The organism is Duganella caerulea (genome assembly GCF_040362985.1).
Classification (GTDB): domain Bacteria; phylum Pseudomonadota; class Gammaproteobacteria; order Burkholderiales; family Burkholderiaceae_D; genus Rugamonas; species Rugamonas vulcania.
The window spans coordinates 85,289-110,742 of sequence record NZ_BPWJ01000010.1; the positions used below are offsets into that span (position 1 = coordinate 85,289).

Here is a 25,454-nt window from a genome sequence, read left to right on the forward strand (position 1 = left end):
CCCTCCATGCCCCTCTCGTTGAAATTTGGTCAGATCTAAGCTGGCGACAGCAGTCCGCGCTCGCTGAGCACGCGGTCGCGGTAGGCGCGCGGCGTGCAGCCAAGCTCGCGCTTGAATACCCGATGCATGTACTGGCTGGATGTCAGGCCGCTGTCCTGCGCCACGTCGGCGATGCTGCAATCGCCGCTTTCCAGGGCGGCCTTGGCGGCGTTGAGCTTGAAGCTCATGATCACGTCATGCACGCTGCAGCCCAGCTCCTGGCGGAAGTCGGCGTCGAGCGAAGAGCGCGACACGCCCACGTATTCGGCCACCTGTTCGGTCTTGATGCCCTGGCAGGCGTACTGGCGGATGAAATGGCGCGCCCGCATCACGCTCGGATGCCGGATCAGCTGGTACTGGCTGGACGCCTGCACGTTGACGCCGGCCGGCGGCACCACCACCGGTGTGTCCGGCGGGCGCACGCCGTGCAGCATCTGCTCCATCAGATGGGCCGCCTCGCGCCCCATTTCCTGCGCGCCCTGGATCACCGAGCTGAGCGGGATGCGGCTGAGCCGGCGCACCAGCGGGTCGTTGTCGATGCCGATGATGGCCACCTGCTCCGGCACTTCGATGCCGGCGAGGATGCAGGCCTGCAAAAGCTGGCGGGCGCGCGCGTCCGAGACGGCGATCACGCCTATCGGCTTGGGCAAGCTGCGCAACCAGTCGACCTGGACCTGGACCGCCGCGTTCCACGAATGGGCGTTGGTTTCCCAGCCGCGGAAGATCTCCGCTTTCAGCTGGTCGCCCTGCATCAGGCTGCGGAAGGCCAGTTCGCGCTCCTGCGCCCAGCGGTTTTCCGCGGTGGCGGGCACGCTGAACATGGCGAAACGCTGCAGGCCGACATCGATCAGATGCTGGCGCGCCAGTTCGATCAGCTTGAAATTGTCGGTCGCCACATACGGCACCCCGGCTGGGTAGCTGGCCGGGTCGGCATAGGAACCGCCCACCGCCACCACCGGAACGCGGCAGCGCGACAAAGCTTGCGCCACGGCCGGATCGTCAAAATTGGCGATAATGCCGTCGCCCTGCCAGTGCTCGATGCCCGACAGGCGCAGCCGAAAATCTTCTTCCAGGAATACATCCCATGCCGCGCGGGTACTGCCAAAATATGCCGCAATGCCGGCAATAACTTCGTGATCGAATATCTTGTTCGCGTTGAATAACAGCGCGATCCGGTGTACTTTCGTTGTCTTCATTTTTTTTATATACCTCCGCACTTGCCCGCCCTTTGTTTCGCTCATCCTAAAAAAAGGGGCAGCCAAAGCTGCCCCATAAAATCACTGCGCAAGCACGCAGCGAGGAGAGCAATAAACTTAATCGATTTGATCGATTCGGTTTCTAATATATGGAGAACATTCATTCTCCCCATAAAACCTGTTCCAGCTACGGACGGGTGGCAGCGGAGCCCGGCCGACGTCTAAAGCATAGGATGTCCGGCAGGAGCAACGGTATTGCAGTCAAGCGAATTTCTTGCACAGCGCAGAAATTGCAAGCAATGTCAGCTATGGTGCAAAACGGCTGTGGCGGGCGGAAGACGAGCAGGATCAGCCTGCGTGGCCGGCACGCGCCGGCTCAGGCTGAGTCGTTGGGATGGGGGGTGGTTCAGGCCTGTGGTTCTGGCGTGGTGCTGTCGGCGGGCTGCTGCCGCTGGGCGGCCATCATCCGGAATGACTTCGGCGCGCAGCCAAATTCCTCCTTGAACAGCCTATTAAAATACGGAACATTTGAATAGCCAACCAAATACGCGATTTCCGAGACGGCGGCGCTGCTTTTTTCAGTCAATAATCTGGATGCCTCGGTCAGCCGCAGTTTATTCAGATAACTGGTGAATGTCATGCCAAGTTCGGATTTCAGCACTTCATTGATTTTATAGCGATTTGCGCCGGTCCCTTCCACCACGGCTTCCAGGTCCAGATTGGGGTCGGTATAAGAACTGGCGATATACCGCAGGACCGCTGCCTTTTCCTTGTCCTTATACGGTTCCAGGGTTAACTGGCGATAGGCCACGATCGGCAAATTGATTTTCATTTTCGAATTCACGCTGGCCAATAGCGCGCGGGAATAGGCGAAGAAAAACCAGACACCCAATGCCACCCAGCCGCCCAGGACCAAGGCCGCCAGCGCAGCCAGGTAGCGGTAGTCGCGGCCATGCAAGGTCAGTTCGCTGATTTCAACGTAGGCATCCACATTGCGCGGCGTGACGGTGCTGGTGCCGAACATGATCTTCGCGACCTTGTCGAGCCGGTACGCCTGGAGTGCCAGGTCCTGCTTGCGCGCAGGGAACCACCATTCGGGTATCATCAGCCGGCCCAGATCGAGCGTGACGGGCATGCCCTGCTCGCTGCATGAGAAATACGCCCTCGGCGGAACATAGGTCGCGTACTGGCCTGGCTTGGATAATTTTTCGTCGAAGGTGGACAGCTCCATCAACAGGGAAGTGGCCGGCGCGCATTTGGCGACAAAGGTGATGGTGCGGAATTTCGACCAATCCGCGTGGACCGGCTGCCCCTTGTCGTCCTCCAGCACCATGTCGGTGGCGACATAGGGGTATGCGCTCACGTCCTTCAGCTTAAAGTCGAAGCGCAGGCGGTCGCGCGAGGTGTCGTGCAGGCGCACCGAGGACGCGCCGCCGGTGGATACATCGGAATATGTTCCGTAGTGCCAGCGGGAGCCGTCTTTATTCGCGGGCAATAGCGCCTGGGTCGGGAAAGTCCGGTAGACAAAAAAGACCGCCAGCAGCGCGTCCACGACCAGCAGTGAAATCAGCGCCAGCAGCGCTTTCTTATAGAACTCTTGCATATTGGGTATTGACCTGTCTCGGCGCCGTACTCTTGATGGTACGGTCCCGGCATCATAACAGGTGAAAGGCGCACCGCCAGCCGATTACGCCGCACAAATAAAAAAGCTCCCTTGCGGGAGCTTTCCTATTTAATTATGGCGGAGAGGGTGGGATTCGAACCCACGGTAGGGTCGCCCCTACGCTTGATTTCGAGTCAAGTACATTCGACCACTCTGCCACCTCTCCTGGTGGTACATTTCTTACAGCAGCGTTTTGTGGCGGAGAGGGTGGGATTCGAACCCACGGTAGGGTCGCCCCTACGCTTGATTTCGAGTCAAGTACATTCGACCACTCTGCCACCTCTCCGTTTTCCCACCTGCTGCTGCGAGAAGGCAAGATTATAGCAGGCCGCTGGGAAAAGGGAAGGAGTATTTACGCCTTGAGGTGAGTTAATCCACCCATGTACGGACGCAGCACCGCAGGAATCTCCACCGAGCCGTCCGCCTGCTGGTAGTTTTCCAGCACGGCGACCAGCGTGCGGCCGACCGCCAGGCCCGATCCGTTGAGCGTGTGCAGCAGCTCCGGCTTGCCCTGGGCGTTGCGGAAACGCGCCTGCATGCGGCGCGCCTGGAAGGCTTCGCAGTTCGACAGCGACGAGATTTCACGGTAGGTGTTCTGCGCCGGCAGCCACACTTCCAGGTCGTAGGTCTTGGTGGCGCCGAAGCCCATGTCGCCGGTGCACAGCGACATCACACGATACGGCAGGCCCAGGCGCTGCAGAATGGTTTCCGCATGGCCGACCATTTCGTCCAGCACGGCGTACGAGGTGTCCGGATGCACCACCTGCACCATCTCGACCTTGTCGAACTGGTGCTGGCGGATCATGCCGCGCGTGTCGCGGCCGTAGCTGCCCGCTTCCGAGCGGAAGCATGGGGTGTGCGCGGTCATCTTCAGCGGCAGCGTGTCGGCCGCCACGATCTCGTCGCGCACGATGTTGGTCAGCGTGACTTCCGAGGTCGGGATCAGGTAGAAGTTCTCGCCCTCGCCTTCCACGCCGCCCTTCTTCACCGAGAACAGGTCGGCTTCGAACTTCGGCAGCTGGCCGGTGCCGCGCAGCGAGTCGGCGTTGACCATGTACGGGGTGTAGCACTCGGTGTAGCCGTGCTCGTCGGTGTGGGTGTTCAGCATGAACTGCGCCAGCGCGCGGTGCAGGCGGGCGATGCCGCCTTTCATGACCGAGAAGCGCGAGCCGGTCAGCTTGGTCGCCACGTCGAAATCCAGGCCCAGCGGGGAGCCGACATCGACGTGATCCTTGACTTCGAATTCGAAGCTGCGCGGCGTGCCGACCTTACGCACTTCGACGTTGCCGCTTTCATCCGTGCCGACCGGGACCGATTCGTGCGGCAGGTTCGGGATCGCCTGCATGAAATCGCTCAGCTTGGCCTGCACCGCGGCCAGTGCCGTTTCGTTCGCCTTGAGCTCGTCGCCCAGGCCGGCCACTTCCGCCATCAGCGCGGTGGTGTCCTCGCCCTTGCCCTTCATCATGCCGATCAGCTTGGACTGCGAGTTACGCTTGCCCTGCAGCTCTTCGGTGCGCGTCTGGATCGATTTGCGTTCGGCTTCGAGGGCGTTGAACCCGTCCACGTCGAGCTGGAACTTGCGGGTCGCCAGGCGCGCGGCGACGTTGGCTATATCTTTACGGAGAAGTTGGATATCAATCATGGGAACAAGTGCCGTTGTATCGAAAACGTCAATTGTACCAAGAGGATGCCACTTCCCTGCGAGTTTTGAACAGCCCGCCGGCTGCGGCGATTACAGTGCGGCTTTTTCGGCGGCGGTCAGGCGCTTGGCGGTCACGGTGACCACTTGCATCTTGGCGTTCGAAACGGCCACTTTGGCGGCCGGAGCGGCCGATGCAACGGCGCTGTCGGCGGCGGTGGCGAAGCTCGTGGCGGCGGCCAGCACGGTGGCGGCGACGAAGATGATTTCCATGTTTTTAGCGATGTTCATGATGTGCTCCTTCAGGTAGTTGGTTCGGTATGGTTGTACTGTACCTAAAGGCCGTATGGGCCGCCATCGGGATGCGACGAAGCGCTGGAAACGGCGCCTGAAGTGCAAAAAACAGGTGGGAATTGAAAGATTCAGCCGGCGTGGCGGTGCACCAGCTCGCCCAGCGTGGCGATGGCGGCTTCGGTGCGCGGCCCCCAGGGGGTGGCGCAGTTGAGGCGCAGATAGTTGCGGTACTTGCCGGACGCGGAGAACAGCTGCCCCGGCATGAAGGCCACGCCCCGGCCGATGGCGTCCGCGTGCAGGGCCAGCGCGTCAACCTGCTCCGGCAGGCTGACCCACACCACGAAACCGCCCTGCGGTTCGGATACCGTGCACTGCTGCGGGAACGCCTCGCAGATCGCATCCGATATGCGGGCGATGCGCTGCGACAGCGCGCGCCGCATCTTGCGCAGCTGCTGCTCGTAAGCGCTGCCGGCCAGGAAGTCGGCCAGCACGGCCTGGAAGAAATGGCTGTTGGCGCCGCTGGAAACCATCTTCAGCACCGCGATGTCCTGCGCATAGCGCCCCGCCACCACGTAGCCGACCCGCGAACCGGGGCTGATGGCCTTGGAAAACGACGCGCACAGCATCACGTGGCCGCTGGTGTCGTAGGCCTTGACCGGCCAGGGCCGCTGCGGCGTGAAGCACAGGTCGCCGTAGATGTCGTCCTCGATCAGCGGGATATCGTGGCGGGTCAGCAGCTGCGCCAGCCGTTGCTTGTTCGCCTCCGGCATGATGCAGCCCAGCGGATTGTTGGCGTTCGGGATCAGCATCACCACCCGCACCAGGCCGGCGTTCATGGCCAGCTCCAGTGCGTCGATCGACACGCCGGTCACCGGATGGGTGGGGATCTCCAGCGCCTTCATGCCCAGCGACTCGATCAATTGCAGCAGCACGAAATAGGTGGCCGATTCGATCGCGATGGTGTCGCCAGGCTTGGCCACGGCGCGCAGGCACAGGCTGATCGCCTCGCTGCAGGAACCGGTGACGACGATTTCATTCAAGTCCAGGCGCCCCCACTCCAGCGCGCGGCGGGCGATCTGGCGCGCGAACTCCGGGTGGTTGGTCTCGCAGCAGCTCACCGTGCTCAACAAATTTGAATCGCGGCGGGCGACCGCGGCCACGGTCTTCTGCATGCGCTTCATCGGCAGCAGTTCGTGCTGCGGCCAGGCCGAGCCCATCTGGACCAGGCCACCGGCGTCGTTGGCCTTGAGCACCCGCATCAGCAGGTTGTTGATGCCGACATAGGCAGGCTCCTGCAGATGCTCGGCGCCGCTCATCACCGCCATCGTGCGCGCGCGGTGGCGCACGTAATAGCCCGCCTGCGGCCTGGCGTCGACCAGGCCGCGGTCCTCCATCAGCCGCAACGCCTGCATCACGGTGCTGACGGACAGGCGCTTCTGCTGCGCCAGGTGGCGGATCGACGGCAGCCGGTCGCCCGGCGCGAACACGCGGCTGGCGATCAGCCCGCCCAGTTCGTTGGCCAGGTGCTCGTACAAATTGAGTTGAGTGGACATCCGTGTATTGTGGCCCCGCCCCGCCCGCCCGCGACAGGTACAGCGGCTGCAAATTTCGACCAGCACAGTTTAGTGCAAGCGGCCGTGTGACGGTCACAATTTCGATTTGCTGCATCTGTTCTGCCCGCGCGACGCTGGCTAAGCTGGTGGCATGATAGACCACGGCAGGAGCCGCCATGAAACCGGAACTACTCGCACTGACACAGGGACAGGCCGAATACCGCCTGTCGGAAAACCATCCCTTGCGCATCGCCGGCGCGGCCGGCCGCCACATCGAATGCCTGGCCGGCACCGCCTGGATCACCGCCTACGGCGAACAGACCGACTTCATGCTGCGCCAGGGCCAGCGCTTCGAGGTGCCCAACAACGGCCTCATGTTGATCGACGCGGCGGGCTGCGGCACGGTGCGCGTGCGCCTGCCGGCCGACACCGAAGTGCCCGGCGGCTGGCTCGGCTTGCAGCGCAGGTTCGCCGGCGCGCTGCAGGATGTAGGATTTCTCCTACGCAACTAATCGTGCGCCACGCACTCGTCGGACTATGTACGATACGTCAACAATATTGACACCGAGGAGCACGATTTTGAACACACCATTCCTGAAAACCATCGCCGCCGGCGCCACCCTGCTGTTGGCCGCGGGCTGTTCGACCATGGGCGGCCAGGGCTCGGCCGCGGACGAGGCGCCGCCGCCTGCCAACCCGGCCTTCGCCACCGAAATGGCCAAGTTCAACGCCCAGTTCCCGAATCCCAAGGCCAGCAAGTATGAGGACGTGTCGATCAACTTCAACAACACGAACAAGCTGGACGAGCGCGGCAACTGCCACGACAAGTCCAAGTATCCGGTGGTGATCGTGCTGACGCTGGACGCCAGCGGCCGCGTCACCCGCAGCACCACCGACGTGGAGAACAGCAAGGCCGCCTGCTTCCGCGAGGCCTACGCCTCGGTGCAGCTGCCGGCGCCGCCGTTCGCGCCCTACCTGAAGCCGATCAAGCTGCGTTGATGCGTCAGGCCGCCGCGTCCTGCGCGGGGGCCTCGTCGTTGTCGGCCGGCTTCTCCAGCCAGGCCAGCACCACCTGGTTGAAGCGCTCCGGCTGGCGCAGCATGGGCCAGTGGTCGGTGTTGAAGCCCACCACCTTGCAGCCCTCCTTGGCCTCCAGCTTGTCGGCCCACTCGTCCGAATGGAACATGAAGGGCTTGCGGGCGCCGTAGATGAACAGCATCGGCACCTTGGGCACGAACGGCACCAGCGAGCGGTAGGAACCGGCCTCGCCGGCCGCCAGGATGTAGTACGGGAAGTTCATCTTGACGCTGATGTATTCCATCGGCGACGGCGCGTGCAGCTTGCGCGCCATGTAGCGCGTCATCATGTTGCCGATCGACCCGCCGATCGCCCAGGCCAGCGCCAGCGTGCCCTGGTAGCCCTTGACCATCATCTTCTGCGCCAGCGTGCGCGAGCGCTCGACCGCCTTGGACTGGGCGTCGCCGATGTCGACGCCGATGATCGCCGACACCGCCTGCTTGTTGCGCATGTAGTACTCGTAGCCAAACACGCAGCCCCAGTCGTGCAGCATCAGGATCACCTTCTGCTTCTGGTTCACGCTGTTGACGACGTAGGAGATCAGGCGAATGGTGGCGTCGAGCGAGTAGGCGCGGCGCGGCTTGGCGATGTCGAAGCCCGGCAGCGTGAAGCGCACGCAGCGGTAATGCTGCTTGAGTTCGGCAACCTGGGCGTCCCACACGCGGTAGGTGTCCGGCCAGCCGTGGATCATCACGATGGTCTCGGTGCCTTCACCTTCGATATGGACTTCGATGCCATCGACCTTTGTTACCTGCATTTCATTCCTCTGCGCCGCCTCGTCAATCCTTGATCTTACAACATTTTTACAACATTTGAGACCGCACCAGGCTAGGTCTTGATCCGCGCCCGCAACACGCGCTCTGCGCCGACCATGTTCACCGCGAAGCCGTTGCGCCCGGCGGCCTTGACGCCATACAGCGCCTGGTCCGCCGCCCGCATGACCTCGTCGACCGTGACGTTCGATGAGGTCGTCAGCGCGATGCCGATGCTGGCCGTCACCGTCAGGCGCGCGGTCCCGCCCAGGAAGGGCGGCTGCATGGCGTCGAGGATCTTGCGTCCCAGCAGATCGATTTCCGTGTTGGAGCCCAGCTGCTCGAACACGATCACGAACTCGTCGCCGGCCAGGCGGGCCACCGTGTCCGTGGTGCGCACCGCGGCCGTCAGCCGCCGGGCGAATTCCACCAGCACCTCGTCGCCGGCGGCGTGGCCCAGCGTGTCGTTGATGTGCTTGAAATGATCGATGTCCAGGAAGGCCAGCCCCACCTGCTGGCCGGCGCGCGCCGCGCGGGCCAGCGCCTTGGGCAGGAAATCGTCGAACATGCGGCGGTTGTGGATGCCGGTCAGGACGTCGGTGGTGGCGATGCGGTGCAGCTCCGCCTCGGCCTGCTCGCGCCGCTGCGACAAGGCGTAGAACGCCCGGCTGAGGTGGCCGAACTCGTCGCCCCGGTCCACATCGAACACCGCGATGCCGGCGCGGCCGGCGCTGATGTCCTCCACGTGGTCGTGCAAGCGCTTCAGCGGCCGCAGCAGTTTCTTGGTGACGCCCCAGCCGAACAACCCGGCCAGGCCGGTCAGCAGGGCCGCGCCCAGGAACGCCCGCCAGCGCACGCTGCGCATCGGCGCGAACGCGCTTTCCATCGGATACGACAGGGCGATGTTCCAGGCTGCCTCGCGCAGGTGCTTGTGCACCAGCAGCACCGGCACGTCGTTGTCGAGGATGCCGTCCTGCCAGCCCTCGCCGCCTTGCAGCGCCGCCTCCAGCACGCCGCCGGGCTCGGGATCGGTCTTCTCCAGCAGGCGGCTGCGGTCGGGGTGGTGGATGAGCACGCCGTCGTCGGTGACGATGAACAGGTAGCCCTCGGAGCTGGAGCGCAGCGAGTCGATCTGCGCGGAGAACGATGGCCTCAGCAAATCGATGGCGCCCAGCAGGATGCAGACGATCTTGCCGTCGGCGTCGCGCAGGGGCTGGGTCAGCACCACCACCGGGCGCCCGGACAGCACGCTCTTGAACGGCGCCGACACCACGCCCTCCCTCAGCCGCATGGTCTCCTGGAAGTACTTGCGGTCGGAGATATTGATGCGCTTGGCGTTGCGGTCGCGCAGGCTGGCGATCAGCGCGCCCGAGGCGTCGAAGGCGGAGACGTTGAAGAATTCGTCGCGCAGGGTTTCATGGGTTTCCAGCTCCTCCTGGACCTGGCCCAGCGTCAGCTGATGGGCCTGAAACTGCTCGGCCAACAACCGCAGCAGTTGGCGCTTGTCCTGCAGATCGTTGTCGACCAGGGCGGCCGCGCTGGTCAGCAGCGACAGCTCCTGGCGCGCGATCACCTGGCGCAGCTCGGACTCGGCGATCAGCAGCGACAAGCCGCCGCTGCCGATGCCGGCGATCAGCACCAGCGCGATCACCAGCACGCTGATCTTGAACTTGAAACTTAAGAAAAAACCAAATGAATGCCGCATGAGCACACCTGTGTAGCAAGTCCGTCAGGACACTGCGGGTCGAAATGGACTAGCCATTTGTGCACGCGGGGGTTCGGCGGCGCTAGATGTTACAAGTATATTACGCCGGTTTACGATTCGCCCAGTTCCGTTGCCATTCAACAACGTAATTATTGCATCATGGTCCAGAACATGGCCAGCACCGCCAGCGCCATGGCCCCGGTGGCGCCCCAGCCCAGCACGCGCAGGCGGCGGCCGATCACGAAGCGGCCCATGATGGACGAACGCCCGGCCATCAGCATCATCACGGCCATGATGGGCAGGGAGATCACGCCGTTGATCACGGCGCTCCAGTACAGCGCCTTGATCGGATCGATCGGCGTGAAGCCCAGCGCGATGCCGACGATGGTGGCAACGGCGATGATGCCGTAGAAGCCCTTGGCCTGCGAGGGTGTCTTCTCCAGCCCCTTGGCCCACTTGAAGGCGCCCGCCACCGCGTAGGCCGCCGAGCCCGCCAGCACCGGCACGGCCAGCAGGCCGGTACCGATGATGCCGGCGCTGAACAGCGCGAAGGCGAAATCGCCCGCCACCGGACGCAGCGCGGTGGCCGCCTGCGCCGAGGTCTCGATCGACGTGATGCCGTGCTGGTGCAGCGTCACGGCCGTGGTCAGCATGATGAAGAAGGCCACCAGGTTGGAGAAACCCATGCCGATCACCGTGTCGATCTTGATGCGCAGGAAGCTGGCGCCGGCCTGGTCCGGCGCATCGATCAACGGCTGCGCTTGCGGATTGGCTTGCATGTCCTCCACTTCCTGCGAGGCCTGCCAGAAGAACAGGTAGGGACTGATGGTGGTGCCGAACACCGCCACCATGGTGGTGATGTACTCCGGCGAAAAGTCCAGATGCGGCAGCGCGGTGGCGGTCAACACCTTCAGCCACGGCACGTGGACGGTGAACACCGTCGCCACGTACGCCAGCAGGGCCAAGGTCAGCCATTTGAGGAGGCGCACGTAGCGGTGATACGGAATGAACACCTGCAGCAGCAGCGAGACCACGCCGAACAGCGCGGCATACACGCGCGACGATCCGCCGGCGATCAGCGTCATCGCTTCGCCCATGGCCGAGACGTCGGCCGCGATGTTGATGGTGTTGGCGACCAGCAGCAGCGCGACGATAGAGCGCACCAGCCATGCGGGGAAATGCTCGCGGATGTTGGCAGCCAGTCCCTTGCCGCTGACACGCCCGATCCGCGCGCTGACCACCTGGATGCCGACCATCAGCGGGTAGGTCAGGAAGACCGTCCACAGCATCTGGAACCCGAACTGGGCGCCGGATTGCGAATAGGTGGCGATGCCGCTGGGGTCGTCGTCGGCGGCGCCGGTGATCAGGCCGGGGCCGAGTTTTTTCAGCCAGCTGGTGGCGCCGTCGCGCTCGCCAGCGGGCGCGGTTGCGGTAGCGGTTGCGGTTGCGGTATGGTCAGCATTCGGCATGATTCTCCCAATAATCATGGACGCCCGTGCACGGGCAAGGCCAGCGCGGACTCTGCTTTGTTTTGCCGGACACATCAGCTCTTGCCGGCATCCTCGTCGAGCTTGCGCAGGAAAGCCATCTTATCGGAAATTTTACTTTCGAGGCCGCGCGGTACGGGCTGATACCAGCCGGGCTCTCGCATGTCGTCGGGGAAGTAGGTTTCGCCGGCGGCGTAGGCGTGCGGTTCGTCGTGGGCGTAGCGGTATTCGTGGCCGTAGCCGAGTTCCTTCATCAGCTTGGTCGGTGCGTTGCGCAGGTGGACCGGCACTTCGCGCGATTTGTCCTTTTTGACGAAGGCCATCGCCTGGTTGAAGGCGTTGTAGCCGGCGTTGCTCTTGGCGGCGATGGCCAGGTAGATCACGGCCTGCCCCAGCGCCAGCTCGCCTTCCGGCGATCCGAGCCGCTCGTATGTGGCGGCCGCGTCGTTGGCCAGCTGCATGGCGCGCGGGTCGGCCAGGCCGATGTCTTCCCATGCCATGCGGACAATGCGGCGCGACAGGTATTTGGCGTCGGCGCCGCCGTCCAGCATGCGGCACAGCCAGTACAGCGCGGCGTCGGGATTGGAGCCGCGCACCGACTTGTGCAGAGCCGAGATCTGGTCGTAGAAATTGTCGCCGCCCTTGTCGAAGCGGCGCGCGTTCAGGGTCAGCGCGTTCTGGATGAACTCTGGCGTGATCTTGTTGGTCTTGGCGGCGTTGGCGGCGGTGCTGGTCTGTTCAAGCAGGTTCAGCAGTCGGCGGCCGTCGCCGTCGGCGTAGCCGATCAGCGTGTCGATCGCGGCTTCGTCGAACTCCAGATGCGTGAGCACCTTGGCGCGGGCCTTGTCGACCAGCTGGCGCAGCTCGGCCTCGTCAAACGAATGCAACACGTAGACCTGCGAGCGCGACAACAGAGCCGAGTTGACTTCGAACGAAGGGTTCTCGGTGGTGGCGCCGATCAGCGTGACCAGGCCGGACTCGGCATACGGCAGCAAGGCGTCCTGCTGCGACTTGTTGAAGCGGTGGATCTCGTCGACGAACAGGATGGTGTGCTTGCCCATGTCCAGGTTGTGCTGGGCCTGCTCCATCGCGGCGCGGATGTCCTTCACGCCGGAGAACACGGCCGACAAGGCGATGAATTCGCACTCGTAGGCATTGGCGGTCAGCCGCGCCAGCGTGGTCTTGCCCACGCCCGGCGGCCCCCACAAGATCATCGAATGCGGCTGGCCCGATTCAAACGCCAGGCGCAGCGGCTTGCCCGGCCCCAGCAGGTGGTGCTGGCCGATGACGTCGTCGAGCGTCTTGGGCCGCAGGGCTTCGGCCAGCGGCTGGCGCGGTTCGGTGGAAAATAAATCTGCCATGATCTTTAAAAGGAAAAACGCCGCAGCGTCGCGGCTGCGGCGTCGGCGCCCGCGACAGCAAGGGCTTAATTATTATTGAATACGTCGGCGCCCTTCGGCATGACGAATTTAAAACTCGTCGCAGTCAGCGCCGGATTTTTTTCGATCTTGCGGAACGACAGCACCGAGGTCTGGCCGAACGAGTCCTTCAGCTCCATCGCCTCCGGCAAGCCGTTGCGCAGGCCGATGGTGATTTGCTCGAAGCTGGTGTCCTTGGCTTTCGGCACCGCCTTCAGCCATTCCAGGCCATCCTTCGTGCCCGCTTCGGACAAGGTGAAGTTCTTCTCCAGGTCGTTGCTGCCGAACAGGATGGCGGCCGGCGACGAGCCCAGCGCGTCGCCCAGCTTCTTCACCGTGACCTGGTTCAAGTCCTTGTCGAAGATGAACAGCTGGTCGCCATCGGCTTGCAGCACCTGGTCGTAGGGCTTCACGTAGGTCCAGATGAACTTGCCTGGACGGGCGAACACGAAGGTGCCGGTGGCGGTGTTGGACGCCTTGGGCGTTTCGCCGTTGGTGTTCTTCACCTGCTTCTGCGTGAACTCGCCCTTGGCGGCCTTGGTCGAGGCCACGAAGGTCTTGAACTGCTCCAGCGCGCTGGCCTGGGCCAGGGTGGCGGCCAGCAGGCCGGCGGTCAATACCGCGATATTCTTGAAACGCATCATACGGTTTATCCTATTTTATTCAGCACTGGCGGCCGGCACCAGGATGTCGCGGTTGCCGTTCGATTGCATGGCGGAGACGACTCCGCTGTTTTCCATTTGTTCCAGCAGGCGCGCCGCGCGGTTGTAGCCGATGCGCAGATGGCGCTGCACCAGCGAGATCGATGCGCGGCGGTTTTTCAGCACCACCTGCACCGCCTGGTCGTACATCGGATCGGCCTCGCCGCCGCCCTCGCCCGCCTCGCCGCCGGCACCGCCGCCCTCGCCCTCCAGCGTGCCGCCTTCGAGGATGCCGTCGATGTAGTCCGGCTCGCCGGTGGTCTTCAAGTGCTTGACCACGCGGTGCACCTCGTCATCCGAGACGAAGGCGCCGTGCACCCGCACCGGCAGGCCCGTGCCCGGCGGCATGTACAGCATGTCGCCCATGCCGAGCAGCGTTTCCGCGCCCATCTGGTCCAGAATCGTGCGCGAGTCGATCTTCGACGATACCTGGAACGCGATACGGGTCGGGATGTTGGCCTTGATCAGGCCCGTGATCACGTCCACAGATGGGCGCTGCGTCGCCAGAATCAAGTGCAGGCCGGCCGCACGGGCCTTTTGCGCGATACGGGCGATCAGTTCTTCCACCTTTTTGCCGACCACCATCATCAGGTCGGCCAGCTCGTCGATGATGATGACGATGGTCGGCAGTTTTTCCAACGGCTCCGGCGAATCCGGCGTCAGGCTGAACGGATTCGGGATCAGCTCTTCCTTCTTCTTGGCCTCGGCGATCTTGGCGTTGTAGCCGGCCAGGTTACGCACGCCCAGCTTGGACATCAGCTTGTAGCGGCGCTCCATCTCGTTGACCGCCCAGTTCAGCGCGTGGCCGGCCTGGCGCATGTCGGTCACCACCGGCGCCAGCAGGTGCGGGATGCCTTCGTACACCGACATCTCCAGCATCTTCGGATCGATCAGAATCATGCGCACGTCGGCCGGGTCGGACTTGTACAGCAGCGACAGGATGGTGGCGTTGATGCCCACCGATTTACCCGAGCCGGTGGTACCGGCCACCAGCAAGTGCGGCATCTTGGCCAGGTCGGCCACCACGGCCTTGCCCGCGATGTCCTTGCCCAGCGCCACGGTCAGCGGCGATGGATTGTCGTTGTAGACCTTGGAGCCGACGATCTCGCTCAGGCGCACGATCTGGCGTTTCGGATTCGGCAGCTCCAGCGCCATGTAGTTCTTGCCCGGGATGGTCTCGACCACGCGGATCGAGGTCAGCGACAGCGAACGCGCCAGGTCGCGCGCCAGGCCGACGATCTGGCTGCCCTTGACGCCGGTGGCCGGTTCGATCTCGTAGCGCGTGACCACCGGACCCGGATAGGCCGCCACCACCTTGGCTTCGACGCCGAAGTCGGACAGCTTCTTCTCGATCAGGCGGCTGGTGAATTCCAGCGTCTCGATCGGCACGGTTTCCTGCACCTCGGCCGCCTCGTCCAGCAGGGACAGGGCCGGCAAGGCGCTGTCGCCGCTCAAGTCCTGGAACAGATTGGCCTGGCGCTCCTTCTCCACCCGCTCGGACTTGACCACCGTGACCACCTGCGGTTCGATCTTGACCGGCGGCGCGGCCACGGGATGCTTCTCCACGTGCTTGGCGCGCTCGATGACCACCACCTCCTCGCGCTTGACCGCCGCGACCTCGCCCTGGCGGCGGTCCTCGCGGTACTGGTAGCGCTGGATGAACCAGTCGATCATCATCTCGATGCCGCCGCCGATGCGCTCGGCCAAGGTCAGCCACGAGACGTGGAAGAACAGACTCAGGCCCAGACCGAACAGCAGCAACAGCAGCAGCGTCGCGCCGGTGAACCCGAACGCGACGTGGGCCGAATGGCCGATCAATTGCCCCAGCACGCCGCCCGGCGCGCGCGGCAGCTGCACGTGCAGGGTGTACATGCGCAGGTATTCCAGCCCGACGCTGCCGATAAACAGCAGCACGAAGCCGATCGCGCGGATCAGCGGTTCCTGGGCGTGTTCTGGATCAGGTTCCTTGGACAGCACGTACTTCTGCGTCAGCCGGCGGTAGCCCAGCCAGACGATGCGCAGCAGGCAGAACGCCCACCACCAGGCCGAGAAGCCGAAAATATACAACAGCAGGTCGGACAGCCAGGCGCCCGCCCTCCCGCCGAGATTGTGCACTTTGGGCACCAGCGTTTCGTGGGACCAGCCGGGGTCCATCTTGTCGTAGCTGATGAGGATCAGCACGAAATACAGGCCCAGCACAGCCAGCGCCAGCCAGCGCGCCTCCGACAGCAGCCGCACCAGCCGGTTGGGCAAAGGTTGGCGTTCGGTCGGGGTGCGGGTATAGGCGGAAGAACCGGAGGAAGTGGCTTTTGGCATGCGTTCCTGAACTTTTTTACTGCTCATAGGTATAAAGGTGTTGCAATCTTGTCGGTCAGGAAATTCAGATATGGCTATTCTAAGGCATAAGGGCCCCAACAGGCCCGACGATTCATCCTGATCGGCTGCTTGCACTATAATCTTGTATTGCCTGCGTGAATGCAATAGCGGCGGCCCTGCCGCCGCCCTTGCCGTCACTAAAATAGCCCCCAAATTCGGATTAATCCAACATATTAAGAAGCCTTCCATGACCACTCCTAAACACGCCCGTGTACTGATCCTTGGCTCCGGCCCCGCCGGCTACAGCGCCGCCATCTACGCCGCGCGCGCCAACCTGAAGCCGATGCTGGTGACCGGCGTCGAGCAAGGCGGCCAGCTGATGACCACCACCGACGTGGAAAACTGGCCGGCGGACCCGATGGGCGTGCAAGGCCCGGACCTGATGCAGCGTTTCCTGCAGCACGCCGAGCGTTTCAATACCGACATCGTGTTCGACCATATCCATACGGTCAAGTTGCAGGAAAAGCCGATCCGCCTGATCGGCGACAGCCATGAGTACACCTGCGATACGCTGATCATCTCGACCGGCGCCTCGGCACAGTACCTGGGCCTGCCGTCGGAACAGGCGTTCATGGGCAAGGGCGTGTCGGCCTGCGCCACCTGCGACGGTTTCTTCTACCGTGGCCAGGAAGTGGCCGTGGTCGGCGGCGGCAACACCGCTGTCGAGGAAGCGCTGTACCTGTCCAACATCGCCACCAAGGTCACGCTGATCCACCGCCGCGACAAGTTCCGCGCCGAAGCCATCCTGATCGACCGCCTGAACGCCAAGGTCGCCGAGGGCAAGATCGTCATCAAGTACAACCACACGCTGCAGGAAGTGGTGGGCAACGACAGCGGCGTGACCGGCATCAAGATCGCCTCGACCGAGAACGGCGCCGTCACCGACGTGACCGTGCACGGCCTGTTCATCGCCATCGGCCACAAGCCGAACACCGGCATCTTCGAAGGCCAGCTGGACATGCACAACGGTTACATCAAGACCAAGACCGGTACCGAGGGCATGGCCACCGCGACCAGCGTGCCGGGCGTGTTCGCCGCCGGCGACGTGCAGGACCACATCTACCGCCAGGCCATCACCAGCGCCGGCACCGGCTGCATGGCCGCGCTGGACGCCCAGCGCTACCTCGAAGGCCAGGAGTAAGTCGTGGGCTTGAAAGACTTCGCCGACCTGAAATCCTTGGCCAAGCAGCTCAAGGAACAGGCTGACGCGCGCGCCGCCGCCGAGGCGGAGCGCGTCAAGCAGGAGAAAACGCGGGCCGTGGAGGCGAATATCTTCCAGGCCAGCGTGGGCGGCGTCAAGCGCATGCCGGTGTCGGACCGCTACGTGCCGTCGCTGCCGAAGTCGGCCGCCACGGCCGCCGCGCCGGCCCGCAAGCTGACCCAGGCCGAGGACGATGCGGCGGTGCTGCGCGAGTCCTTGTCCGACCTGTTCGAAGTCGATCATTACCTGGAAGACGATCCGGCGCTGAACTACGCCGCGCCCGGCGTCGGCCCGGACGTGGTGAAGAAGATGCGCAAGGGCCACTGGCCGGTGCAGGATGAGCTGGACCTGCACGGCCTGCGCCGCGACGACGCGCGCGACGCCATCGGCGATTTCCTGCGCAAGTCGGCCATGCGCAATTACCGCTGCGTGTGCGTGATCCATGGCCGGGGCTTCGGCTCGCGCGGCCAGGAGCCGGTGCTCAAGTCGATGGTGCACAGCTGGCTGGTGCAGAAGGAGGAAGTCGTGGCCTTCTGCCAGGCGCGCTCGTCCGAAGGTGGCGAAGGCGCGTTGATCGTGCTGTTGCGCGCGGCGCTCAAGCCGGTGCGCTAAACCTTTACGGCGCGGCGGTGTTCCACTCGTCGCGCAACCAATCGAAGAAAGCTTGTACCGGCGGGTGCCGTTCCCGGCCCGGCACGCACAACACTGTGTAGGTGCCGCCGGGGATTTGCAGGTCCGGCCGCGCCGCTTTCAACAATCCCCTCTGCTCCGTGTCGGCGACCAGGATGGAACTGGCCATCACCAGGCCCTGCCCCGCGATCGCCGCCTGCAGCGCGTACATTTCTTCCGCATATTCCCGCAGCGCCAGCGTCGGCAGCCAGTCCTTGCCGGCCTCGTCGCACCACGCGCGCCAGCTGTCGCGGTACAGCGTGGACTTGTTCCAGTGGACCGAAATCAGCGACGGTGCGGCGTGCGCCATCCACTCATCCACCCTGCCCGGCGCGCCGTAGACGCCGAAGGTTTCGGCCATGCTGCCCGGGCTGTACAGGTCCGAATAAGGGCCGCCGCCGTAGCGGATCGCGACGTCGACGCTGGCGTCCTGTTGCAGGTCGATGGTTGCGGTCGACGTATCCAGCCGGAGATTGACTTCCGGGTGCCTGGCGTAGAAACGGTCCAGGCGCGGCACCAGCCACAGCGCGGCGAACGACGAGGGGGTGGTCACGGTCAGCCGGCCGGCCACCGGCACTTCGCGCAGGCTGCTGGTTACCTGCGCCAGGTCGGCCAGCGCCGAATGCAATGAGTGGAACAGTTTTTCGCCCTTGGGCGTGAGCCGGACGCCGCGCGGCAGGCGGTCGAACAATGCCACACCCAGCCACTCTTCCAGCGTCCGCACCTGATGCGAGACCGCGCCCGGCGTCACCGCCAGCTCCTCGGCGGCGAGCTTGAAGCTCAAGTGGCGCGCCGAGGATTCGAAGGTGCGCAATGCGATAACCGGTAAAGCTCGAAACATGGAATGTCCTTGGGTGAATCCAATTCATCTGGCATCAATACAGCTGGTTTGTCGGGTCTGGCGGCGCGGCCTATAGTCATTGCTCGACAACCCACGAGCATACCGCAAGCTAACCATGACCACACTCCTCCACATCGATTCCAGCGCCCGCCCCGGCAATTCCGCCAACCAGCCGTTCGGCTCGCACACCCGGCGCCTGACGTCGCATTTTGTCGCCCGCTGGCGCGCCGCGCATCCGGACGGCACCGCGATCTATCGCGATGTGGGCGCACATCCGCCGCGGCACGTCACCGGCGAATGGATACACGCGGCCTTCACCAAGCCCGAGCAGCGCCTGCCGTGGATGGACGCGGTGCTGCGCGAAAGCGACCAGCTGATCGACGAACTGTGCGCGGCCGACGTCATCGTGGCCGGCGTGCCGATGTATAACTTCAACGTGCCGGCGCAGTTCAAGGCCTACATCGACAACATCGTGCGCGTGGGCCGGACCTTCGGCTTCGACCGCGGCCGCGCCGGAGCACCCTACTGGCCGCTGCTGGACCAGGACCGCAAATCGTTCGTCATCCTCAGTTCTCGCGGCGATTACGGCTACGGCGAGGGCCAGCGCATCGCCCACATGAACCACGTCGAACCGTCCATCACCACGGCGCTCGGCTACATCGGCATCACCGACGTGCATGGCGTGGCCGTCGAATTCGACGAGTTCGGCGACGCCCGGCTGCAGGAGTCGATTGTGGCGGCGGAGTCACACGTCGAGCGGCTGGTGGCGCAGTTAGGCGCGCAGCGGCGTCCGAGTTCAGATTCATGACACGTGGTCGGTTTGTCATGTTAACCTATGGCATCGTCAATTTGTCCGATCGCCTACATGAAGCACGTCCCTGTTCCGCACGTTTCCCTGATCACCGTGATCGAAGTTGTCGCGATATTGGTGGGTGCGTTTTCCGGCTTTGTTGAAGCGCGCCGCAAACGCATGGACGTGGTGGGCGTGTTCACGGTGGCCTTCATCACCGCGTTCGGCGGCGGCACGCTGCGCGACATCCTGCTCGACCGCAGGCCGCTGTTCTGGGTGCTGCACCAGGAATACGCGATCCTGATCTTCATCCTGGCGCTGGTCGCCGCGCCGCTGATGCGCACGCTGCGCCAGATCCTGTCCGAACGCCTGATCGTCATCGCCGACGCCATCGGCCTCGGCTTGTTTGCCGTGGCTGGCGTGTCGCAGGCGCAGGCGGCGCACATGCCGCTGTTCATCGCGTCGATGATGGGCGTGATCACCGGCATCTTCGGCGGCGTGCTGCGCGACATCGTCTGCAACGAGGTGCCGATGGTCTTCCGCGACGGCAAACCGTACGCCATCTGCGCCTTCTTCGGCTGCTGGATGTACATCGGCCTGCAATACACCGACGTCTCGGACGACTTCGCGCTGTGGGCCAGCGCGGCCTGCATCACCTTGCTGCGGCTGGTCACCTGGAAGTTCGAACTGCATCTCCACTATCACAAAAACTGATGAAAATAATTCCAGCCGCCGTGGCGGCGTTGTTATCGGGCGCGATCGTCGCGCAGGCAGGCGCGGCGCCAGTTGCGATAGAGGTGCGCGGTAGCCAGTTGCTGGGCCCCGACCAGCAGGACATCGGCGAGGTGGACTGGCTCGCCCGCCTCAACAACTGGAAGCGCGATCCCAATGGCAAGCATGCGGAATGGCTGGCCGCGATGCGCACCTGGCGCAGCAATCGGCTGGCCGCCATCGGCTACGACGACGCGCAATACCGCCGCCCGGAGCTGCGCTGGACCCAGCGCAATTTCGTGCAGCCGCAGGCGATGGTCGAGGACCGCTACCTGTACGACCCGGTCGCCGGACGCTACACCGTCGACCGCTACCTGAACGACCTTGAACGGCGCTACGGCGGTATCGACAGTGTGCTGCTGTGGCCGGTCTATCCCAACATCGGCGTCGACAACCGCAACCAGTGGGACATGGTGCGCGACCTGCCCGGCGGCATAGCCGGCGTGCGGCAGCTGATCCAGGATTTCCACGCGCGCGGCGTCAAGGTCTTCTTCCCGACCATGCCGTGGGATACCGGTTCGCGCGATGTCGGCACCACCATGCACCAGGCCACGGCGGCGCTGATGGCGGAGATCGGCGCGGACGGCATCAACGGCGACACCATGGACGGCCTGCCGCTGGCCTACCGCACCGCCTCCGACGCCACCGGCCATCCGGTCGCGCTGGAACCGGAGTTGGCCTTCAAGGACGACGGCATGCTGGCCTACAACCAGCAGAGCTGGGGCTACTGGACGACGCCGCTGGTGCCGCTGGTCAGCAAATGGAAGTGGATGGAGCCGCGCCACATGGTTCACGTGTGCGACCGCTGGGCCACCGACCGCACCAGTATTTTGCAGGACGCCTTCTTCAACGGCGTCGGCGTTGAAAGCTGGGAGAACGTCTGGGGCTGGTGGAACCAGTTCACCGCGCGCGACGGCGAGGCCATGCGCCGCATCGCCACCATCTACCGCGCCCTCCCCGATCATCTGGTCAGCGCCGGCTGGGTGCCGCATGTGCCGACGCTGCATTACGGCGTCTACGCCAGCGAGTTCCCGCTGCCGGGCAGCACGCTGTGGACGATCATCAACCGCACCGACTGGGACGTGAGCGAGCGCATCATGCGCGTTGCGCACCAGCCGGGCCAGCGCTATTTCGATCTGTGGAACGGCAAGGAAATCAAACCGCTGGTCCGCGACGGCTACGCCGAGCTGAGCATGCCGATGGAGGCGCACGGCTATGGTGCCGTGCTGCGCGTCGACCGCGATGCGCACGTCGCCAATCTGGACGCCACTCTGAAGCGGCTGGCGCAGCAGGCTGCGCGGCCCTTGCAGTCCTACTCCAGCGAGTGGAAGCCGCTGCTCCAGACCATGACGCCGGTTGAAGCCACCTCGCCCGCCACCAGCCAGCCCGAAGGCATGGTCAGGATACCGGGAGCGGTTTTCGACTTCCAGGTTCACGGCATTGAAATCGAAGGCGAAAACAAACCGGGGCTGGATGTGCAATATCCGTGGGAGACCGTTGCGCGGCGCGGCCATGTGCATAGCCTGTCGATCAAGCCGTTCTACATGGACAAGCATCCGGTGACCAACGCCCAGTTCAAGGCCTTCGTCAGCGCGACGGCGTATCGCCCGAAGGACGCGCACAACTTCCTGAAGCACTGGGTCGATGGCGCCCCGAAAGCCGGCGATGAAAACCGGCCGGTGACCTGGGTGTCGCTGGAGGACGCGCGCGCCTATCTGCGCTGGGCCGGCAAGCGCCTGCCGAATGAATGGGAATGGCAGTACGCCGCGCAAGGCGGCGACGGCCGCCTGTACCCATGGGGGAACGCGTGGGATGCCGCCATGGTGTCCGCGCCCGCCAAGGGGCGCGAGCTGCCGGCGCCCGAACCGGTCGGGCAGCACCCACAGGGCGCCAGTCCGTTCGGCGTCGAAGACATGATTGGCCACGTCTGGCAATGGACTAACGAGTTCGCCGACGAGCACACCCGCGCGGCGATCCTGCGCGGCGGCAGCTACTACCAGCCGCAAGACTCGTACTGGTATTTCCCGCAAGCCTACAAGCTCAATGAACACGGAAAATACCTGCTCATGGCGCCATCGAAGGACCGCTCCGGCGGCATCGGGTTCCGGGGCGTCAAGGATGCGGCAGCCAAATAAATGGGCACACCGCCCTCAACAACTTTAACTATTCACGAAAGAGAAACGCATGAGCAACATCAGCATCCGCCAGGCCGTGTTGGCCGACATCGAAGCCCTGTCCGTTTTATTTGACGGCTACCGCCAGTTCTACGGCCGGCAGAGCGACGTGGCGGCGGCCAAGCAATTCCTTCTGGACCGCTTCGAGCATGGAGAATCGGTGCTGTTCATCGCCCACGATGGCGCCAACCCGGTCGGCTTCACCCAGCTGTACCCGAGTTTCTCCAGCGTTTCGCTTGGACGGATTTTTGTCTTGAACGACTTGTTCGTCAACGAGGGTGGGCGGCGCAAGGGCGTCGCCTCCGGCCTGCTGTCGGCATCGATCGACTTCGCGCGCGCGGTGGGCGCCATCCGTCTGGGACTCTCCACCTCGCTCACCAACACCACGGCGCAGGCGCTGTACGAACGCGAAGGGTGGGAACGCGACGACGACTTCTTCTATACCTACGCCATCTAACCCGGACGGAAACAGTATAAAAAAATGCCGCATCAAGCGGCATTTTGATTGGTGCGGCGGGACGCGCTTAGACGGCTTCGGCGCCGGTTTCGCCGGTGCGGATGCGGATGACCTGCTCGACGTTCTGCACGAAGATCTTGCCGTCGCCGATCTTGCCGGTGCGGGCGGCCTTGATGATGGCGTCCACCACCTGCTCGGCCACGCCGTCGTCGACCACGACTTCAACCTTGACCTTCGGCAGGAAGTCCACCACGTATTCGGCGCCACGATACAGCTCGGTGTGGCCCTTCTGGCGGCCGAAGCCCTTGACTTCGGTGACCGTCAGGCCGGTGACGTTGACCTCTGCCAGCGCTTCACGCACTTCATCCAGTTTGAACGGCTTGATCACAGCGGTAATCTGTTTCATGACTTCTCCTAATTTTATTTAAATCGAAAATCTGTAGCCGGGCGAGCCGCGAGCGATTACTTTGTATTGTAATCGACACGCGCCTACTGTCCATCAACGTATGCGAATACCTGTCAATTCCCTGCTTCTTGCACCGGAATGGAGCGCAATTCCTCCAGCCATACAACGCTTTGCGCGTCGCTCGGCGCGCGCCAGTCGCCGCGCGGCGACAATGAACCGCCGCTGCCCACTTTCGGTGCGTTCGGCACGCAGCTGCGCTTGAACTGGCTGGTGCGGAAGAAACGGTCCAGGAAGATGCCCAGATTCTTCTTGATCGCGCCCAGTCCGTACTGGTTGCGCGTGACGTGGTCGCCGTCCGGCCAGCGGCCCTTTTCCTTGTCCTGCCACGCGGTCAGCGCCAGGAAGGCGACCTTGGACGGACGGAAGCCGAAGCGCAGCACGTAGTACAGGTTGAAGTCCTGCAGTTCGTACGGGCCGATGGTGCTTTCGGTGCGCTGCTCCGGCTGGCCGTCGGCCGTGCCCGGCACCAGCTCGGGGCTGATCTCGGTGCCGAGGATGTCCAGCAGCACCTGCGCGTCGTTGCGGCCGATCACGCCCGATTCGGCCACCCAGCGCACCAGGTGCGAGATCAGCGTCTTCGGTACGCTGGCGTTGACGTTGTAGTGCGACATGTGGTCGCCCACGCCGTAGGTGCACCAGCCCAGCGCCAGTTCGCTCAGGTCGCCCGTGCCGCAGACGATGGCGTTGTGGTGGTTCGCCAGCCGGAACAGGTGGTTGGTGCGCTCGCCGGCCTGGACGTTTTCAAACGTGATGTCGTATTGCGCCTGCCCTTCCGAGTACGGATGGTTCAGGTCCTTCAGCATCTGGATGCAGCTCGGGCGGATGTCGATTTCCTGCGCCGAGCAGCCGACCAGCTTCATCAGCGCATGCGCCTGCTTGAGCGTGCGATCGCTGGTGGCGAAGCCGGGCATGGTGTAGGCCAGGATGTTGGTGCGCGGCAGGTTCAGCTTGTCCATCACGCGCGCGCACACCAGCAGCGCATGGGTCGAGTCGAGGCCGCCGGAAATGCCGATGACGATTTTCTTGATGTTGCTGGAGGTGAGGCGCTGCGCCAGCGCCTGCACCTGGATGTTGTAGACCTCGTTGCAGCGCTCGTCGCGGCGGCGCGCGTCGGCCGGCACGTACGGGAAGCGTTCGACGCAGCGCTTCAGCGCCAGCGGCGCTTCGCGGCCGATCTCCAGTTCGAAGAACACGGTGCGGAATTTGTTCACCTCGGCCGCGTGGCGCTGCACCGATTGCGCGAAGGTGTTCATGCGCATGCGCTCGCGCGACAGGCGCTCCAGGTCGATGTCGGCGAAGGTCAGCGTGGCTTCGTCGCTGAAGCGCTTGGACTCGGCCAGCAGCTCGCCGTTCTCGCAGATCACGCCCTGCCCGTCCCAGGCCAGGTCGGTGGTCGATTCGCCGGTGCCTGCCGAGGTGTACAGGTAGGCCGAGATGCAGCGCGCCGATTGCTGCGACACCAGCTGGTTGCGGTAGCCGGCCTTGCCCACCAGCGCGTTCGACGCCGACAGGTTGACCAGCACCGTGGCGCCGGCCAGCGCGGCGAACGACGACGGCGGAATCGGCACCCACACGTCCTCGCAGATCTCGACGTGGAATTTGAACAGCGGCATGTCGGCCACCTCGAACAGCAGGCCGGAACCGAACTGCACGCGCTCGCCCAGCAGGTCGATCTCGGTGGCGACCGCGTAGTCGCCGCTGCTGAACTGGCGGGCATCGTAGAACTCGCCGTAGTTGGGCAGGTAGCTCTTCGGCACCACGCCCTGGATCTGGCCGTTGGCGATCACCACCGCGCAGTTGTACAGCTGGTGCTCGACCCGCAGCGGCACGCCGACCACCAGCGCCAGCTTCCATTGCTGCGAGGCGGCGACGATGCTGTCGAGCGCGTCGAGGCAGCCGTCCAGCAGGGCGCGCTGGTGGAACAGGTCGTCGCAGGTGTAGGCCGACAGGCCCAGCTCGGGGAAGGCCACCAGCGCGGCGCCCTGGGCGGCGGCCTGTCCGGCCAGCTCGATGGTCCGGGCGGCGTTGTAGGCGGGATCGGCGATGCGGCAGACCGGCGCGGCAATGGCGACGCGGGCGAAATCGTGCGTGTACAGATTCAGGAAATTCGAGGTCATGTGTAGTCTTTCGCGAGCACAAGGGACATGCAAAATCGAATTATCGCACGGGCACAGCCGCGCCGCCG

The 25,454-nt window shown here is 64.0% G+C and carries 22 protein-coding genes and 2 tRNA genes; 8 read left to right on the forward strand and 16 right to left on the reverse strand.

Translation table 11 applies throughout. The features are described from left to right. Nucleotides 1-35: 35 nt before the first annotated feature. From ACUJB0_RS26025 to ACUJB0_RS26055, 7 genes are all read right to left on the reverse strand, one after another. Nucleotides 36-1,235 carry a XylR family transcriptional regulator gene (locus ACUJB0_RS26025; protein WP_444847771.1) on the reverse strand — a complete coding sequence of 400 codons (1,200 nt, stop codon included), beginning with the start codon at nt 1,233-1,235 and terminating at the stop codon, nt 36-38. Between the two features lie 406 nt (nt 1,236-1,641). Next, nucleotides 1,642-2,838 carry a helix-turn-helix transcriptional regulator gene (locus tag ACUJB0_RS26030; protein ID WP_444847772.1) on the reverse strand — a complete coding sequence of 399 codons (1,197 nt, stop codon included), beginning with the start codon at nt 2,836-2,838 and terminating at the stop codon, nt 1,642-1,644. A gap of 136 nt (nt 2,839-2,974) precedes the next feature. After that, nucleotides 2,975-3,064, reverse strand: a tRNA-Ser gene (locus ACUJB0_RS26035). A 30-nt stretch (nt 3,065-3,094) separates the two neighbouring features. Then, a tRNA-Ser gene (locus ACUJB0_RS26040) sits at nt 3,095-3,184 on the reverse strand. 66 nt (nt 3,185-3,250) lie between these two features. Continuing rightward, a complete protein-coding gene (gene serS, locus ACUJB0_RS26045) occupies nt 3,251-4,540 on the reverse strand; it encodes a serine--tRNA ligase (protein WP_444847773.1) in 1,290 nt (429 codons plus the stop codon). 90 nt (nt 4,541-4,630) lie between these two features. Then, the gene (locus ACUJB0_RS26050; protein ID WP_444847774.1) at nt 4,631-4,828 is read right to left on the reverse strand and encodes a hypothetical protein; all 198 of its coding nucleotides are present in this window, start codon (nt 4,826-4,828) and stop codon (nt 4,631-4,633) included. 131 nt (nt 4,829-4,959) lie between these two features. Then, entirely contained in the window at nt 4,960-6,384 is a 1,425-nt protein-coding gene (locus ACUJB0_RS26055) for an aminotransferase-like domain-containing protein (protein WP_444847775.1), read from the reverse strand. Between the two features lie 176 nt (nt 6,385-6,560). Between ACUJB0_RS26055 and ACUJB0_RS26060 the strand changes: the two genes are divergently transcribed. Then, entirely contained in the window at nt 6,561-6,896 is a 336-nt protein-coding gene (locus ACUJB0_RS26060; protein ID WP_444847776.1) for a DUF2917 domain-containing protein, read from the forward strand. Between the two features lie 67 nt (nt 6,897-6,963). Then, entirely contained in the window at nt 6,964-7,383 is a 420-nt protein-coding gene (locus ACUJB0_RS26065; protein ID WP_161084350.1) for a hypothetical protein, read from the forward strand. Between the two features lie 4 nt (nt 7,384-7,387). On the opposite strand, the gene ACUJB0_RS26070 is transcribed toward ACUJB0_RS26065, so the two are convergent. From ACUJB0_RS26070 to ACUJB0_RS26095, 6 genes are all read right to left on the reverse strand, one after another. Continuing rightward, entirely contained in the window at nt 7,388-8,218 is an 831-nt protein-coding gene (locus tag ACUJB0_RS26070) for an alpha/beta fold hydrolase (RefSeq protein ID WP_444847777.1), read from the reverse strand. 71 nt (nt 8,219-8,289) lie between these two features. After that, nucleotides 8,290-9,918, reverse strand: a complete 1,629-nt coding sequence (locus ACUJB0_RS26075; protein ID WP_444847778.1) for a diguanylate cyclase domain-containing protein — start codon at nt 9,916-9,918, stop codon at nt 8,290-8,292. Between the two features lie 149 nt (nt 9,919-10,067). Further along, on the reverse strand, nt 10,068-11,387 hold the full coding sequence (locus ACUJB0_RS26080; protein ID WP_444847779.1) for an NRAMP family divalent metal transporter: 1,320 nt from the start codon (nt 11,385-11,387) through the stop codon (nt 10,068-10,070). Nucleotides 11,388-11,461: 74 nt separating this feature from the next. Then, nucleotides 11,462-12,766 carry a replication-associated recombination protein A gene (locus ACUJB0_RS26085; RefSeq protein WP_161084354.1) on the reverse strand — a complete coding sequence of 435 codons (1,305 nt, stop codon included), beginning with the start codon at nt 12,764-12,766 and terminating at the stop codon, nt 11,462-11,464. A 65-nt stretch (nt 12,767-12,831) separates the two neighbouring features. Further along, the gene (gene lolA / locus ACUJB0_RS26090; RefSeq protein WP_444847780.1) at nt 12,832-13,467 is read right to left on the reverse strand and encodes an outer membrane lipoprotein chaperone LolA; all 636 of its coding nucleotides are present in this window, start codon (nt 13,465-13,467) and stop codon (nt 12,832-12,834) included. A 15-nt stretch (nt 13,468-13,482) separates the two neighbouring features. Further along, nucleotides 13,483-15,840 carry a DNA translocase FtsK gene (locus ACUJB0_RS26095; protein WP_444847781.1) on the reverse strand — a complete coding sequence of 786 codons (2,358 nt, stop codon included), beginning with the start codon at nt 15,838-15,840 and terminating at the stop codon, nt 13,483-13,485. Between the two features lie 247 nt (nt 15,841-16,087). On the opposite strand from ACUJB0_RS26095, the gene trxB reads away from it, so the two are divergent. Together trxB and ACUJB0_RS26105 are read left to right on the forward strand one after the other, a co-directional pair. Then, a complete protein-coding gene (gene trxB, locus ACUJB0_RS26100) occupies nt 16,088-17,041 on the forward strand; it encodes a thioredoxin-disulfide reductase (protein ID WP_161090812.1) in 954 nt (317 codons plus the stop codon). A gap of 3 nt (nt 17,042-17,044) precedes the next feature. Further along, entirely contained in the window at nt 17,045-17,713 is a 669-nt protein-coding gene (locus ACUJB0_RS26105; RefSeq protein ID WP_444847782.1) for a Smr/MutS family protein, read from the forward strand. Nucleotides 17,714-17,717: 4 nt separating this feature from the next. Here the strand turns inward: ACUJB0_RS26105 and ACUJB0_RS26110 are convergent, their stop codons facing one another. Continuing rightward, the gene (locus tag ACUJB0_RS26110; RefSeq protein WP_444847783.1) at nt 17,718-18,611 is read right to left on the reverse strand and encodes a LysR substrate-binding domain-containing protein; all 894 of its coding nucleotides are present in this window, start codon (nt 18,609-18,611) and stop codon (nt 17,718-17,720) included. A gap of 115 nt (nt 18,612-18,726) precedes the next feature. Between ACUJB0_RS26110 and ACUJB0_RS26115 the strand changes: the two genes are divergently transcribed. Genes ACUJB0_RS26115 through ACUJB0_RS26130 form a run of 4 tightly spaced genes read left to right on the forward strand, consistent with a single transcriptional unit; the run spans nt 18,727 to nt 22,803 of the window. Beyond that, nucleotides 18,727-19,419: an FMN-dependent NADH-azoreductase gene (locus ACUJB0_RS26115; RefSeq protein WP_444847784.1), complete on the forward strand. Its 693-nt coding sequence runs from the start codon at nt 18,727-18,729 to the stop codon at nt 19,417-19,419. Between the two features lie 57 nt (nt 19,420-19,476). After that, on the forward strand, nt 19,477-20,115 hold the full coding sequence (locus tag ACUJB0_RS26120) for a trimeric intracellular cation channel family protein (protein WP_117009744.1): 639 nt from the start codon (nt 19,477-19,479) through the stop codon (nt 20,113-20,115). Then, nucleotides 20,115-22,307 (forward strand): formylglycine-generating enzyme family protein, encoded by a 2,193-nt coding sequence (locus tag ACUJB0_RS26125; RefSeq protein WP_444847785.1) that lies wholly within the window; start codon nt 20,115-20,117, stop codon nt 22,305-22,307. Before ACUJB0_RS26120 ends, ACUJB0_RS26125 begins: the two co-directional genes overlap by 1 nt. A 49-nt stretch (nt 22,308-22,356) precedes the next feature. Further along, on the forward strand, nt 22,357-22,803 hold the full coding sequence (locus tag ACUJB0_RS26130) for a GNAT family N-acetyltransferase (RefSeq protein ID WP_444847786.1): 447 nt from the start codon (nt 22,357-22,359) through the stop codon (nt 22,801-22,803). Nucleotides 22,804-22,870: 67 nt separating this feature from the next. On the opposite strand, the gene ACUJB0_RS26135 is transcribed toward ACUJB0_RS26130, so the two are convergent. Together ACUJB0_RS26135 and ACUJB0_RS26140 are read right to left on the reverse strand one after the other, a co-directional pair. Continuing rightward, nucleotides 22,871-23,209, reverse strand: a complete 339-nt coding sequence (locus tag ACUJB0_RS26135; protein WP_020705920.1) for a P-II family nitrogen regulator — start codon at nt 23,207-23,209, stop codon at nt 22,871-22,873. 113 nt (nt 23,210-23,322) lie between these two features. Then, nucleotides 23,323-25,386, reverse strand: coding sequence for an NAD(+) synthase (locus tag ACUJB0_RS26140; RefSeq protein ID WP_444847787.1), 2,064 nt, complete (start codon nt 25,384-25,386; stop codon nt 23,323-23,325). Nucleotides 25,387-25,454 lie beyond the last annotated feature (68 nt).